The 13081-nt window shown below is 58.4% G+C and carries 12 protein-coding genes and 1 riboswitch; of the genes, 8 read left to right on the top strand and 4 right to left on the bottom strand.

The window, feature by feature from the left end; genetic code table 11:
• Positions 1 to 77: 77 nt before the first annotated feature.
• The 3 genes from EUU25_RS01165 to EUU25_RS01155 are packed head-to-tail and all read right to left on the bottom strand — an operon-like array spanning position 78 to position 3197.
• Positions 78 to 1712 carry a tetratricopeptide repeat-containing sulfotransferase family protein gene (locus tag EUU25_RS01165; RefSeq protein WP_158897650.1) on the bottom strand — a complete coding sequence of 545 codons (1635 nt, stop codon included), beginning with the start codon at positions 1710 to 1712 and terminating at the stop codon, positions 78 to 80.
• Complete coding sequence (locus EUU25_RS01160) at positions 1709 to 2272, bottom strand: nucleotidyltransferase family protein (RefSeq protein ID WP_158897649.1); 564 nt, start codon at positions 2270 to 2272, stop codon at positions 1709 to 1711. Before EUU25_RS01160 ends, EUU25_RS01165 begins: the two co-directional genes overlap by 4 nt.
• Positions 2259 to 3197 (bottom strand): XdhC family protein, encoded by a 939-nt coding sequence (locus EUU25_RS01155; RefSeq protein WP_158897648.1) that lies wholly within the window; start codon positions 3195 to 3197, stop codon positions 2259 to 2261. The genes EUU25_RS01160 and EUU25_RS01155 overlap by 14 nt, the downstream gene beginning before the upstream one ends.
• A gap of 70 nt (positions 3198 to 3267) precedes the next feature.
• On the opposite strand from EUU25_RS01155, the gene EUU25_RS01150 reads away from it, so the two are divergent.
• The 3 genes from EUU25_RS01150 to EUU25_RS01140 are packed head-to-tail and all read left to right on the top strand — an operon-like array spanning position 3268 to position 6592.
• Complete coding sequence (locus tag EUU25_RS01150) at positions 3268 to 3750, top strand: (2Fe-2S)-binding protein (protein WP_158897647.1); 483 nt, start codon at positions 3268 to 3270, stop codon at positions 3748 to 3750.
• Positions 3750 to 5993, top strand: coding sequence for a xanthine dehydrogenase family protein molybdopterin-binding subunit (locus tag EUU25_RS01145; RefSeq protein WP_158897646.1), 2244 nt, complete (start codon positions 3750 to 3752; stop codon positions 5991 to 5993). The genes EUU25_RS01150 and EUU25_RS01145 overlap by 1 nt, the downstream gene beginning before the upstream one ends.
• A complete protein-coding gene (locus tag EUU25_RS01140) occupies positions 5990 to 6592 on the top strand; it encodes a GNAT family N-acetyltransferase (protein ID WP_158897645.1) in 603 nt (200 codons plus the stop codon). Before EUU25_RS01145 ends, EUU25_RS01140 begins: the two co-directional genes overlap by 4 nt.
• Positions 6593 to 6618: 26 nt before the next feature.
• Here the strand turns inward: EUU25_RS01140 and EUU25_RS01135 are convergent, their stop codons facing one another.
• Positions 6619 to 7182: a DUF1993 domain-containing protein gene (locus EUU25_RS01135; RefSeq protein WP_158897644.1), complete on the bottom strand. Its 564-nt coding sequence runs from the start codon at positions 7180 to 7182 to the stop codon at positions 6619 to 6621.
• A gap of 64 nt (positions 7183 to 7246) precedes the next feature.
• A riboswitch (cobalamin riboswitch) is annotated at positions 7247 to 7428 on the top strand.
• An 84-nt stretch (positions 7429 to 7512) separates the two neighbouring features.
• Here EUU25_RS01135 and EUU25_RS01130 point away from each other — a divergent pair.
• Genes EUU25_RS01130 through EUU25_RS01110 form a run of 5 tightly spaced genes read left to right on the top strand, consistent with a single transcriptional unit; the run spans position 7513 to position 13070 of the window.
• The gene (locus tag EUU25_RS01130; RefSeq protein WP_158897643.1) at positions 7513 to 9351 is read left to right on the top strand and encodes a TonB-dependent receptor plug domain-containing protein; all 1839 of its coding nucleotides are present in this window, start codon (positions 7513 to 7515) and stop codon (positions 9349 to 9351) included.
• On the top strand, positions 9351 to 10178 hold the full coding sequence (locus EUU25_RS01125) for an ABC transporter substrate-binding protein (RefSeq protein WP_158897642.1): 828 nt from the start codon (positions 9351 to 9353) through the stop codon (positions 10176 to 10178). Before EUU25_RS01130 ends, EUU25_RS01125 begins: the two co-directional genes overlap by 1 nt.
• Positions 10175 to 11140, top strand: coding sequence for a FecCD family ABC transporter permease (locus EUU25_RS01120; protein ID WP_158897641.1), 966 nt, complete (start codon positions 10175 to 10177; stop codon positions 11138 to 11140). The genes EUU25_RS01125 and EUU25_RS01120 overlap by 4 nt, the downstream gene beginning before the upstream one ends.
• Positions 11137 to 11913, top strand: coding sequence for an ABC transporter ATP-binding protein (locus EUU25_RS01115; RefSeq protein WP_158897640.1), 777 nt, complete (start codon positions 11137 to 11139; stop codon positions 11911 to 11913). The genes EUU25_RS01120 and EUU25_RS01115 overlap by 4 nt, the downstream gene beginning before the upstream one ends.
• On the top strand, positions 11910 to 13070 hold the full coding sequence (locus tag EUU25_RS01110) for an alkaline phosphatase D family protein (protein WP_158897639.1): 1161 nt from the start codon (positions 11910 to 11912) through the stop codon (positions 13068 to 13070). Before EUU25_RS01115 ends, EUU25_RS01110 begins: the two co-directional genes overlap by 4 nt.
• Positions 13071 to 13081: the final 11 nt, after the last annotated feature.

Below are 13081 nucleotides of genomic sequence, written 5' to 3'. Positions count from 1 at the left end.
GCCGCAGCGCAATATATTTTCGGTTAACGTCACTTTTTTGCACTATTTTGCAATCGTGTGTTGCAATGCCGCAACTATCAGAGTGCCGGGTAAGTGATCCAAGTGGAGCCCAGCGCCGTTTTCAAGGGGTCGAGATGGTGCTCATACGGCTTCCATTGATCCACGCCGTCCCGATTGATCGGCCGCCGAACCTGTTCGCTGGAGGCGGTGCGGACTGCGCGTGTGTTGGCGTGAAAATTCAGGCAATCCTCCTCGAACGGTACGTCGAGAAAGGCGAGCAACCGCCGGATCTCGCCTTCAGGGTCTTCGAGTAGCTCTTCGTGGATGACACGGTGGACATAGCCCGGCAGCACCGCATCAAAATGCGCCATCGCGCGCACATAGTCGGAATAATAGCGGCCCATATGGGTCAGGTCATAGCTGAACGCCTGTCCCTTGGCGAAATGCTGGCGGAAATTGGAAAAACAGCAGTCCAGCGGATGACGGCGTGCGTCGATGATCTTCGCGCTGGGCAAGATCAAGCGGATGAACCCGAGATAGGCCCAGTTGTTCGGCAACTTGTCGATAAAGAAGGGCTTTGCTGTCTTGCGCTGGATCTGTGTCCGCTCGATATATTCCGCGCCCAAAGCAGTAAGCCGCTCCGGCGCCATATCCGCCACCGCAGCCAGCCAAGGTGCGCCAACGTCCTTGCCCTTCCCGCCCTCAAGCTCCCGCGCTTCGCGCATCGCCATGGCCGGAATATCAGGCAATTCCATTGTGCCTTCAATCAGCGAATGGCTGGAAAGAATCTGCTCGATCAGGGTGGACCCGGCACGCGGCATTCCAATGATGAAAATGGGGTCTGCGGCACGATGCCCCGCCCCTTTCCGCGCCGCGAGAAATTCGGGTGTGACGGTTCGGACCACATGGTCCACCTGCGCCGTGACAGTGTCGGGTTCGTGCTGTAATTCCGCGCTGCGCAGGGCATTTCCTGCGGCATAATGCGCGAATGCTTCCTCGAAAAAAGCGCGATCTTCGGATGCTTTCCCCAAGGCAAAGTGCAGATGGAATTTATCTTCATCCGATAACCCGGCGTTTGAAAGGGCCGCCTGCATTGCGGTCATATCCTCGTCCGAAAACTGCACTGTCTTCAAATTGGCAAGGCTCCACCACACCTCCCCCAATGTCGGCTCTACTTTCAGCGCACGCCGGTACGCCGCAATTGAGGAATCCTGCTCCCCAACGGTTTTGAGCATATGGCCAAAGCTCATCCACAATTTGGCGTGGTCCGGGAAGCGTTCGATCAGGTCCCTGTAAAGCCCGATTGCTTCGGCATATCCGCCGATGCGTCCAAGAGCTGCTGCCTTGAGGTTCTGCTGCGCTGGATTGTCGCCCTCTACCGCCAAAACGGCATCCAGTTGCTCCAACGCCTCGGGAAAACGGTTTTGCTTATACAGCACGGTCGCCAGATTTGCACGCGCCGCGCCGAACGATGGGGCAAGTTCAAGCGCACGCCGCAACAGGGCCTCGCTGTCCTTTAACCGTCCAATCCGCGCCGCAAGTTCGGCCATCATCCGTATGGCCGCCACATCGGTGGGATCTTCTCGCAACGTTCCGCGCAGCAGCGGTTCCGCGTCGTGCAGACGGTCTTCGGACAATGCCAGAGCCGCCTCAATCAACTGCGGATTGCGGAGCGCGGCGTCTATCGATTGGCGTGCGGTATCAACGGTCATGCATCTGCGGGTCTAACCAAATCATCCGGCACGTCAATGTCGCGCAACTCGGCCGCCGACGCTTCGACCTTTTGAGCTGCATGCAAAAGTGAACGGCCGCCTGCATCACCCTGCATGTTTAACAGGCCGGCCCAATGGGTACGTGGGAAAAGCACAGGGGGCATCGCATTCCGCCCGTTGTAGGACGCTGCCATAGTCGGGAACGCGGCAATTTTCCGCAGCAGGCCCTCGGTGACAAAAGGCATATCCGCCAAAGTCACCAATAGGGCCTTAGCATCGGTGTCCTCTGCCGCCCTTATCGCCAAATGCAGAGAATGGGCCTGCCCCGCTTCGGGATTTGCATTGTCGATAACGGTAAAACCATATTCGACATAGCGCGGCGTCAAGGACGAAGCGGGGCTGCATATCGCGAACCGCCATCCGAAATCGATGCTGTTGCTCGTGTGCGCAATGTGCAGGCCGACCGGCAGGCCATCAAGTGGAACCGAAAGCTTATCGGCACCGAAGCGGGATCCAAGTCCCGCGGCCAGCACTATCAGGGCAATGTCAGCGCAATCCATCGTTAAACGCCCGCACCATTCCGCCGGCTATCGACAAGGCGATTTCCGGGGCACTTATCGCATTGATGGCAACGCCCGCAGGTCCCTCAATACGCGTCAGTTGGTCGGCTGAAGCCCCCATCGCGATCAAACGTTCTTTCCGCTTGATCTGCGATGATTTGGAACCAAGCGCTGCAATATAGGCCGCTGGCGTTTCGAGGGCGGCAAGCAGAGCGGGATCGTCGATTTTGGGATCATGGCTCAACGTCACAATTGCTGTCCGCGCATCGGGTGCCAGCGCGCGGATTGCGTCGTCGGGCCAGCGATCATCAAGCTGTGTGTCGGGAAAGCGCTCCGCCGTCAGGAAACGCGCACGCGGATCGATCAAGACCACTTCAATACCCATAGCGCATGCAACATTGGCCAAGGTTGACGCGATTTCGACGGCGCCAACGATAATCAACCGGCGTGGCGGCAAATAACTGTTGATGAAAAGTCCTGCCGCTTCCTCCTCCACAATGGCGCTGGACCCATTGTCCAAATTGGTGCCGATATGAAGCACCTCGCCCGCCGCCTGTGCGTCGATGATCGCGCCGAACAGAGGACCGGGGAAGAAATCGGGCGACACATTTTGCACGAGCACGACAATGTCGCCGCCACAGGGCAAGCCAACCTCCCATGCTGCACCATCGGCGACCCCGTACCGGCGCAAGGCAAAGCCGTTATCGACAATCACCTGACGTGCTGTCTCAAGGACATCGCCTTCCACACATCCACCAGAAACCGACCCTGTAAAGCGCCCATCCGCGTGGACCAACATGTGGGTACCCACAGGACAAGGCGCGGATTTCCACGTTTCAACGACGGTCGCCAGCGCCATTGGTGCGCCGCGCCACGCCTGCACACTCGCCAAAATACGGTGATGGTCTGCAGCGCCTGTTTTCATGGGGATGGGCCTAGCAAAGGGTTTAACAGGTTGCTATATGAAACGTATCAGAGGGCGGGAGCTTCACAACATGACGATATCGACGACCGTAAACGGCAAGGCCGTGACACTGAATGCGGAACCGGATTCCCCGCTTCTCTGGGCTATTCGCGAAGAACTTGGGCTGACCGGAACCAAATTCGGCTGCGGTATCGCGGCCTGCGGTGCCTGCACCGTCCATGTCAATGGAGAGCCTGCCCGTTCGTGCAGCCTTCCGGTAAGCGAAGTCGCCGGAAAATCCATTACGACCATTGAAGGCATCAAGGGATCGGATGGTACATTGCATGCTGTGCAGAAAGCATGGATCGCGGCACAAGTTCCACAATGCGGTTATTGCCAGTCAGGCCAAATCATGGCCGCCGTTGCGTTAATCGAAAAAACGGGCAAGCCATCGGACGACCAGATTGACGAGGCAATGACTAATATCTGCCGCTGCGGCACCTACCCCCGCATCCGCAAGGCCATCCACGCCGCCACCGGCCAAGCGGCCACCGCTGTCGAAGGAGCTGCATAATGGCCGATAATCCCACATTGGAAATGGAACAGCCCGCCGCCACAAAGCGCAAGGGCGTGAAACGCCGCGCCTTCTTGATCGGCGGCGTCGCGATTGTCGGCGCCGGTCTGTTCGGCATTTCGATCATGGACAGCAATGCCGTCAAAACAGCCGCGAAATTGACCGCCGGTAAAGGCGAGCATAGCTTTGCAACCTGGCTGAAAATTTCCGAAGACAATGTTGTTACAATCTATTCCCCGCACACCGATATCGGACAAGGGTCGAATACCGGCCTTGCACAGATGTTGGCCGAAGAGCTGGACGCGAATTGGGATCTGGTAAAGCTAGTATCGGCACCTGCCGAATCCGCTTTTGCCAATGTTGGTCTCGGCCGGGGATTCCTCGGCGAAATGACGGGACAGCCGGGCATTATCAATGGCGTCCCGCAATCATTTCTGTCGTTCCTTGCACGGCAAATGAATTTGCAGATCACAGGCGGATCGACAGCGCTGCGTTTTACAGGACAAGTCACTTTCCAGAAAGTGGGCGCGGCCACCCGCCTTGCGTTGATTGAAACGGCCGCCAAACGGCTTGGCGTTCCCGCGTCGGAACTGACGACGCAAGACAGCCACGTCATTCACGCCAAATCCAGCCGTTCGCTGCCCTATGGCAAGCTGGCTGCCGAGGCGGCTACGCTTTCGTTGAATAACGAACCCACGCTCAAGGACCCCAAAAACTATCGCCTGATGCGCCAGTCGGTCCCACGTCTGGATATCCCGGCGAAGGTCGACGGAACCGCGCAATATGGAATGGACTTCTCTGTCCCCGATATGCGCGTCGCAACCATCATGGCCGCTCCGGTTCGCGGCGGCAAACTGACATCGGTGGATGAGGCCCCTGTCCTTGCCGTCAAGGGTGTCGAAAAGGTGATCAAGCTGGACGACGCCGTCGCTGTCGTTGGCAAAGGCTATTGGGCCGCCATTAGCGGCTTGCGCGCGATGACGCCGCAATTCACCGATGGCGGGAACGGAGCCATTTCGACGGCATCTATTTTCAAAGCCTATGACGATCTGATTGCCAAGGGTGAACCGGCCGGTGAGGCTGGCGAAGGTGACGTCAAGGCCGCGATGGGACCAAAGCCTATCGAAGCAAAATATCAGGTTCCTTTCCTGCACCATGCCATGATGGAACCCTTTGCCCTGACCGCCCATTATAAGGACGGAAAGCTGGACATTTGGGGCGGGATGCAAGACCCGCTGGCGTCCAAAATGATGGCCGTCGATGTTTCGGGGCTAGACGGCGACAAGGTGACTTTCCACCCGATGCTGATCGGGGGCAGCTTTGGCCGCCGTCTGCCCATGTATATGGAAATCGTCAGCCAGGTCACGAAACTGGCCATGCAATTGCCCTATCCGGTGAAATTGATCTGGAGCCGTGAGGAAGAAATCGCGCAAGGGGCCTATCGCCCGCAGAGCGCGGCTATTTTGAAGGCGAATGTTACCGCCAACAAACGGATTGCGGCCTTTTCCAACGATTATGCCCAGACCGAAAGCGCGGAAGCGGAAACGACATTCATCTACAATCTTCCCGCCGTCGCGCGCCGGAATTATGAACATAAATCCAACCAGATCACCGGCGCGTGGCGTTCGGTTAACTCGACCCAACAGGGCTTTTACAATGAAAGCTTCATGGATGAGCTAGCCCATGCCGCAGGTGTGGACCCCGTCGAGTTTCGCCGGAACCATTTGAAAGCAGACTCCCGCCATTTGCGTGTTCTTGACGAGTGCGCACGTCTTGCAAATTGGAAAGCGCCTCTGCCTGAGGGCGTTGGTCGCGGGGTGGCGATTGTCGAAAGCTTCAAGACCATTGTCGCCCATGTGATCGAAGCTTCGGTCAAAGAAGATGGCATGCCCAAAGTGCACAAGATCACGACCGTCGTCGACGCAGGCAGCATCGTCAATCCGGACGCCGCCAAGGCGCAGATTGAAGGCGGGACGCTCATGGGCCTGTCATCGGCGATCGGTGAAGCTGTCACGCTGGAAAAAGGCGCTGTGCAGCAGAGCAATTTTTCCGATTACCCTTTGCTGAAGCTTGCCGATGCTCCGTTGGTGCACGATATCCATTTCATCAACAGCGGGGCCTATATGGGTGGAATCGGCGAACCCGGCGTGCCACCGGCTGCTCCGGCGCTTGCTAACGCACTGTTCGCTGCCACCGGAAAGCGCGTCCGTAATCTGCCCATTTTGAAGCAGGCAAAGGCTTGAGCAACAGCAAAGCAAGGCTTCTTGCCCCGACCGACAATCTGGAAATCGCAGAGACTTTAGCGCGTGCGTTCCAGACGGAAACGGGGTGGAGCTATGTCATCCCCGACCCGAAGCTACGCGCGCAGCGGCTTGCTGGTGCCTTCCACCTGTTTTTGCAGGACGAGCACCGCAAGGGCGCGGTATTTGGCACGGACGGGATTGAGGCGGTTACTTTGTGGCGTGGCCCGGGTCAGGCCCATGATAGCCTGTGGGATCGCGCCCGACTGATCATTCCCTTTATCCAGCGCCTGCGCTTTTCGATTTTTCGCGGGCTGGAGGTCGCTGACCTCATTGAAAAGCACCTACCCAAAGAACCGGTTTGGTATCTGCATTATGCCGGCTGTGACCCTGCGCATCAGGGCAAGGGCTTTGGCGGAGCGGCAATCCGGGCAGGCCTTGAACGCGCCGACGAAGACGGCTTGCCCGCTTATCTCGAAACCGCCGACGAACATAATGTTGCGCTCTATCAAAGCTTCGGATTTCAGGTGAAGCATATGTGGCAGGTTCCCGAAGGCCCCCAATTCTGGGGCATGCAAAGGCCGGGTAAAACGAGGCATTAGCCGTATCACCTGTTTGTCGCGGGCGCTTAGCCCACAGGCATCGTCCCGGGCCGGATGAAGGGGAGCATGTGCGGGATATAGTCAACCTTACCGAGAGCAACGCCCTCGCTGCGTAAAATCGCGTAGGCTGTCATAAGGTGAAAGTAGAATTGCGGCAGAGCCCAGTCTCGAGCATATTGCGCTGCGGTCAGGTCGAAGATCATGCCATTGGGTATCTCATGCGCGACCGGCCGGTCTTCATCCCCGTCAAGCGCATCCGGCGCCAGCGAGCCGAGCAATGTCAGAGTCTCTTCGATACGCGATTTTGCAGTGGCAATTGTTCCGGGGTGGTCGGCAGCGTTTCGACCTTCGTTCACCAGTTCGTCGAACGACGCTGGAAATGCCTCGCCCCGAAGGCGGAATAAGGCTTCCTGCGCCTGCAAGCACACGAAACGGATCTGTGTAGACAGCGGAAACATGTCAGGGGCGAGACGTGCCAACAGCATGGACTCCGCTTTGTCGGGCATCTGCGCCTCGGCCTTTGCCAGCCAACTGACGAGCGTCTTCAGCATCTGGCTGTAAGTCGGGACAAGGAGGTTGGTCAAAGTCATTGCGGTTGGCTCCTAAATTTGTCGGTCGTCGCGCGGCATTGCATTAGGGACGTAATCGACGTAATGCCCTGACCACGCAACAGGTCTTTGTGAAAACAAGGATAATAGGGAAGCCGGCGGAAATCCGGCGCTGTTCCCGCAACTGTAACCGGCGAGTTTTGCCCCTTATGCCACTGGGAAACTGGGAAGGCGGGGTTTGGATTTTGACCCGGGAGCCAGGAGACCTGCCTGTTTGCGGTCTGTCCTTTGTGCTTGCGGGACACTGGCGCAATCGGGGTTTTCCTCCGCGTGACGACATTTGTTTGGACGTCATGTGAAGGATATAACTATATGACATTGCTAAAATTTTCGGCAGCAGCACTGGCGCTGTTGCCTGTCCCTGCCTTTGCGGAGGACGACATTGTCGTCACGGCAAGCGGTTTTGAGCAACCCCGCTCTGAAACCGGGCAAGCCATATCGGTAGTGGATGCCGAGCGGCTGGCGGAGTTGCAGTCCGTCAGCATCAGCGACGCGCTCCGGACATTGCCCGGCATCGCGGTTGCGGCGCGCGGTCCGGTGGGAAGCCAGAGCAGCGTTTTCATTCGCGGCGGCAACAGTTCGCAGACCTTGGTGCTGATCGACGGGGTGCGCATCAACGACCCGTCCAGCCCCAATGCGGCGTTCGACTTCGGTGCTTTGCTGACCGGCAATATCGGACGGGTCGAGGTGCTGCGGGGGCCGAATTCCATCATCTGGGGCAGCCAGGCGATTGGCGGGGTCATCAATGTGCAGAGCCTGACGCCCACCGAAGATCTGGCAGCGCGCGCCGGGCTGGAATATGGCTATGCCGACAGCGTTCGTGCATCCGCCAATCTCTCGGGCACAAGCGGCATCGTCGAAGGCAGCTTTGGCGGCGCGTTTTATCGCACCGACGGCATTTCCGCTTTGGCGGGAGGATCCGAGGACGACGGCTTTGAAAACTGGTCGGCAAATGGCCGGTTGAAGGTCAATCTGGCCGAGAATGTCGCGCTGGATTTCCGGGGTTATTACAACCGCGGGACCATCGAATATGATTCGCCCTTTGGCGCAGGGGCAAATGCCCTGCCGGTTTCGCGTAACCGTCAGTTTGTAGGCTATGTCGGCGCGCTGTTCGATCTGGCCGACGGTCGTTTGCGCAACCGCCTGTCCTATGCCCGCACCGACATCACCCGCATCGGCACCGATCCGGTGGTGTTCAGCTTCAACAATTTTGATGTGAAGGGCACGATCGACCGTTTCGAATATCATGGGTCCTTCGATATCGCCGACGCGGCAACGCTTGTCTTTGGCGCCGAGCATGAACGGACGTTCGCGCGCACATCCTTCGAAGGTGCCCCGGCCGACCGCGCCCGCAATCAGGTTACCAGCGGCTTTGGCCAAGTCATCCTCCGGCCCATCAAAGGCCTGACCCTGACCGGCGGGGTGCGTCATGACGACTATAGCGACTATGGCGGCCAGACGACCTTGGGCGGAAACATAGCCTACACCCCCAATGACGGGAACACCGTAGTGCGGGCTACCTATGGCGAAGGGTTCCGCGCCCCCACATTGTCGGAAGGCCAGCCGCCCTTTGGCAACCCCAATTTGAAACCCGAAACAGCCCGCAATTTCGACATTGGTGTCGAGCACCGCTTTCTGGACGGCAAGGCCCAAGTCTATGCCACCTATTTCAACCGGAAAAGCACCGATCTGATCGCCTTTTCATTCACGACATTCCAGTCGGAGAATATCGACCGGGTGAACAGCGAAGGGGTTGAACTGGGCTTTGCATTACAACCGACCGACCGTCTGAGCGTGCAGACAAACTACACCCTCACCAACGCGATCAACCGTTCGGTAGGCGCGAATTTCGGCAACCGACTTGCCCTCCGGCCGCAACATGCGGGCAGCCTCACGGTCGATTGGCAAACGCCGTGGCGCTTGAAACTTGGCGCGACCTTGCTGCTGTCTGGCGACAGTTTCGACAATGCGGCCAACACGGTCCGGCTTGATGGATATGCCCTCACCCACCTGCGCGCAGCCTTTCCGGTCACCGACCGGTTCGAGCTTTACGGCAGGGTCGAGAATGTCTTCGATACCGATTATGTGCAGGTGGCAGGCTATAACAGCTATCGCCGCAACGCGCATGTCGGCGTCCGGGCGACATTCTGATGAAATGGGTCTGGCCGCTTGTTCTGCTTCTTGGCGGGTGCAGCGGCCAGCCCAGCATTGCGCCCGGCGGGATTGTATCCAACAACCCGTGTATCGATGCCATCCTTGCCGAAATCGCCGCCCCCGGTCAGGTGGCTGCGGTCAGCGTCTATTCGCATGACGCCGACAGCGCTTCAGCGCCGCTGAACTGGGCACGGCAATATCCAGCACTTGGTACGGGGGCGGAAGATATTCTGGCGGCCAAGCCCCGGCTGGTCCTGACCGGTAATCTCGCTTCGTCTGGCACTAATGCCGCCTTGGCGAAAGCGGGGATCAAGGTCGTGGCCGTGGGCGTTGCGGCCACCTTGGAAGAGGATGTCGCGCAAGTCCGGCACATCGCCAAAGCCATTGGCCGGGTCGACGCAGGCGAGGCTCTGGTCGCGCGCATGCTCTCCGCACAAGGCGAAGCCCGAAACCCCCATCCACAAGACCAAGCACCGTCGGCAATCATCTGGCAAAATGGCGGCTTTGTCGCGGGGACAGGAACGTTGCAGGACGAACTGCTGCGCCGGCATGGGTTCCGTAACGCCAGCGCCTCCTTTGGTTTGCAATCCTGGGGTGTGCTTCCTTTGGAAAGCCTGATCCGCAACCCGCCGCAGGTCATCTTCATGCCTGTGACGCCGCAGGGCGATGCGGACCGGGAACTTGCATCGCGCCAGAAATTGCTCAAACATCTGGGCGGCAAGACCCGGATCGTACCATTTCGCGACCAGCTTCTGTTTTGTGGGGGACCGACCGTCATCAAGGTTGCACAGATTTTTGAAGATGCGCGAAAGGCTGTCCGATGACCGCGCGCTGGATGGCACCGCTGTTGCTGCTTCTGACAGTTGGGGCATTTTTACTTTCGCTGATGGCGGGCAAAGTCTGGATATGGCCAATGGCATGGCTTTCCGACGCCCCCGACGGCTGGATTTTTCTCGAACTCCGCCTGCCCCGGGCGCTTCTGGGTCTGGGCATAGGGGCTGTGCTCGGCCTGTCCGGTGCGGTTCTGCAGGGCTATTTGCGCAATCCCCTTGCCGATCCTACCGTCCTCGGTGTCTCTTCCAGTGCCGCTCTCGGCGGCGTGACAGCGATATTCCTTGGCCTCAACACGCTGCCTCTTGGCCTGTTCAGCTGCGCCATGCTGGGGGCGGGCGTGAGTATACTGCTGCTGCTGACGCTCGCACGCGGCGGCGGGCCATTGGGTTTCATCCTCGGCGGAATGGTGCTGTCCACACTGGCAGGATCGCTCACCGCTTTTCTGATCAGCATTGCGCCCAACCCCTTTGCCGCCAGCGAAATCATCAACTGGTTGATGGGGGCCTTAACGGATCGGCTGATGGAAGATGTCGTCAAAGCTCTCCCGTTGATGGCCATCGGCGCGGCGCTGTTGCTCACAACGGGACGAGCGCTTGATGCCCTGACGCTCGGCGAAGACGGGGCGCGTAGCATTGGCGTTAATCTGAACCAGTTGCGCTGGGTGATTGTGGTCGGCGTCGGTTTATCCGTCGGGGCTTCGGTCGCCGTATCGGGTGTCGTTGGATTTGTAGGGCTGATCGTGCCGCATCTGATCCGCGGCATGATGGGTGAACAGCCTTCGTCCATATTGCTCCCATCCGCACTTGGCGGAGCGATATTGACACTCGTCGCGGATAGTATGGTCCGCCTCATCCCCGGGCCAACGGAAATACGGCTGGGCATTGCCATGGCCGTTCTGGGCGCTCCATTTTTCTTCATGCTCCTTTGGAAGCAAAGGGGACGCGCGGCATGATCCTGCAATGCGACAATATCTGGTTCGCCCATGATACACGTCCGGCCTTGGAGGATGTTTCGGCACGTCTCCATCCTGGCCAATTCAGTGTCATTCTCGGCCCCAATGGTGCGGGAAAATCGACATTGCTCAATTGCCTTGCAGGCTTGCTGGAGCCCCGCTCCGGCTCTGTGCAACTGGATGGCGATGCGATCCTTGCATTGTCCGACGCCGCGCGGGCAAAATTATTAGGCCTACTGCCCCAAGGTGCGCAAACCCACTGGGCGATCACGGCGCATGCCCTTGTGGCACTCGGTCGCTATCCGCATCGAAAAGGCTTAGGCCTGTCTGCCGAAGACCATTCGGCCATCGATGCAGCCCTCACCGCAACCGGGACAACATCTTTTTCAGACCGGCTGGTGACAGAGCTTTCGGGCGGAGAACGGGCGCGGGTGTTGATGGCGCGTGTTTTGGCCGGACAACCACAGTGGATTTTGGCGGATGAACCGCTCGCTAATCTCGACCCCGGTTACCAGATCGACATGCTCCATCTTTTGCGCGATCAGGCGCGCAGCGGTAAGGGTGTCGTCGCGGTGTTGCACGACCTCCATCACGCAGTACGCTTTGCCGACCAAGTTATATTGCTGCACCGGGGCAATGTTTTTGCCCAAGGTTCCGTTGCCGACGTGTTGACGTCATCCAATCTCGCTGCCGTTTACGGCATTGACGCGAAGCTCTTCTCGGACGAGGAAGGAGCGATCCAGCTTTTGATAAAAGGTAAGACTGCCCCATGAAACGCGCTCTCCCCCTTGCCATCCTTTTGCTGTCCGGCTGCGCCGCCAATGTCGGTGGCACGACTGCGGCGTCAGCGCCCGCCGCTCCGCAAAGCGCGCAGGAAGCTTTGCGGCCTTATTATGCCACTCTGACGACAAAGCTTCCCAAGGCGCCCGTTAATCCGGCACTCTCTTCGAACAGCGTCATTACGCGCTTCGCCTTCGGGTCGTGCGTCAATGAAAACCGCGACATGAAATTCTGGGATGTCATTGCGACGCAAAAACCGCAGGCATTTTTGCTGATCGGCGACAATGTCTATGGCGATACGCGTCCGACCAACGGTGCCGACATACCGACTTTGACCGCAAGTTACCGCAAGCTCAGCAGCCGTGTGGAATTTGACCGCTTCCGCCGCAGCGTACCCATGATGACCACATGGGACGACCATGATTATGGCGCGAATGACGCAGGAGGTGCCTTCGCCTACAAAGAATGGGCGGAGAAAATTTACGAAACCTATTGGAGCAGCAGCGACGAGGTTAAGGCGCGTCCCGGTGTCTATGAAAGCCGCATCGTCGGTCCGGAAGGCAAGCGCGTGCAGTTCATCATTCTGGACTCGCGCTTTTTCCGGTCCGACCTTGCCGTCATGCCCTATCGCGATCCCGGTCCGGCACTGGGCTGGTATATTCCGAATATGGACCCCAAAGCATCGATTTTGGGCAACGCCCAATGGGACTGGCTAGCACAAGAACTATCCAAACCGGCCGAATTACGTTTCATCATCTCGTCAACGCAGGTCATTACCGACGCACATAATTTCGAAGGATGGACCAATTTCCCCAAAGAGCGGGATCGTCTCTATGCCTTGCTGGCCGACAAAAAAGTCAGCAACGCCATCTTCCTGACGGGCGACCGTCATTCAGGCGCATTCTATAAAACCCAGCTTCCGGGGCTTTCGAAGCCTTTATGGGATTTCACGTCCAGCTCGCTCAACTTTGCGTTCGGCAAGGGTGACGGCGGCGAACGGGAGCCGGACCCGCGCCGGACCGGCGGTCTATGGGGCATCCCCAATTTTGGCCAGATCGATATCGACTGGAGCGCCAAGACCGTGAAGATGACGCTGCGCAAAGAGGATGGCAGCGTGATCGAAGAACAGGTTGTTCAGGCTATCGACTGAGTTGTCCGGGC

Source organism: Sphingorhabdus lacus (assembly GCF_009768975.1).
Taxonomy (GTDB): domain Bacteria; phylum Pseudomonadota; class Alphaproteobacteria; order Sphingomonadales; family Sphingomonadaceae; genus Sphingorhabdus_B; species Sphingorhabdus_B lacus.
Note: the sequence above shows the minus strand (reverse complement) of the source record. Positions and strands in the feature narration are given on the sequence as shown.

Bases quoted from the DNA above. Each gene is read 5' to 3' on its own strand.
- EUU25_RS01165 (WP_158897650.1), bottom strand. From the start codon at position 1,712: ATGACCGTTGATACCGCACGCCAATCGATAGACGCCGCGCTCCGCAAT.
- EUU25_RS01160 (WP_158897649.1), bottom strand. From the start codon at position 2,272: ATGGATTGCGCTGACATTGCCCTGATAGTGCTGGCCGCGGGACTTGGA.
- EUU25_RS01155 (WP_158897648.1), bottom strand. From the start codon at position 3,197: ATGAAAACAGGCGCTGCAGACCATCACCGTATTTTGGCGAGTGTGCAG.
- EUU25_RS01150 (WP_158897647.1), top strand. From the start codon at position 3,268: ATGACGATATCGACGACCGTAAACGGCAAGGCCGTGACACTGAATGCG.
- EUU25_RS01145 (WP_158897646.1), top strand. From the start codon at position 3,750: ATGGCCGATAATCCCACATTGGAAATGGAACAGCCCGCCGCCACAAAG.
- EUU25_RS01135 (WP_158897644.1), bottom strand. From the start codon at position 7,182: ATGACTTTGACCAACCTCCTTGTCCCGACTTACAGCCAGATGCTGAAG.
- EUU25_RS01130 (WP_158897643.1), top strand. From the start codon at position 7,513: ATGACATTGCTAAAATTTTCGGCAGCAGCACTGGCGCTGTTGCCTGTC.
- EUU25_RS01125 (WP_158897642.1), top strand. From the start codon at position 9,351: ATGAAATGGGTCTGGCCGCTTGTTCTGCTTCTTGGCGGGTGCAGCGGC.
- EUU25_RS01120 (WP_158897641.1), top strand. From the start codon at position 10,175: ATGACCGCGCGCTGGATGGCACCGCTGTTGCTGCTTCTGACAGTTGGG.
- EUU25_RS01115 (WP_158897640.1), top strand. From the start codon at position 11,137: ATGATCCTGCAATGCGACAATATCTGGTTCGCCCATGATACACGTCCG.
- EUU25_RS01110 (WP_158897639.1), top strand. From the start codon at position 11,910: ATGAAACGCGCTCTCCCCCTTGCCATCCTTTTGCTGTCCGGCTGCGCC.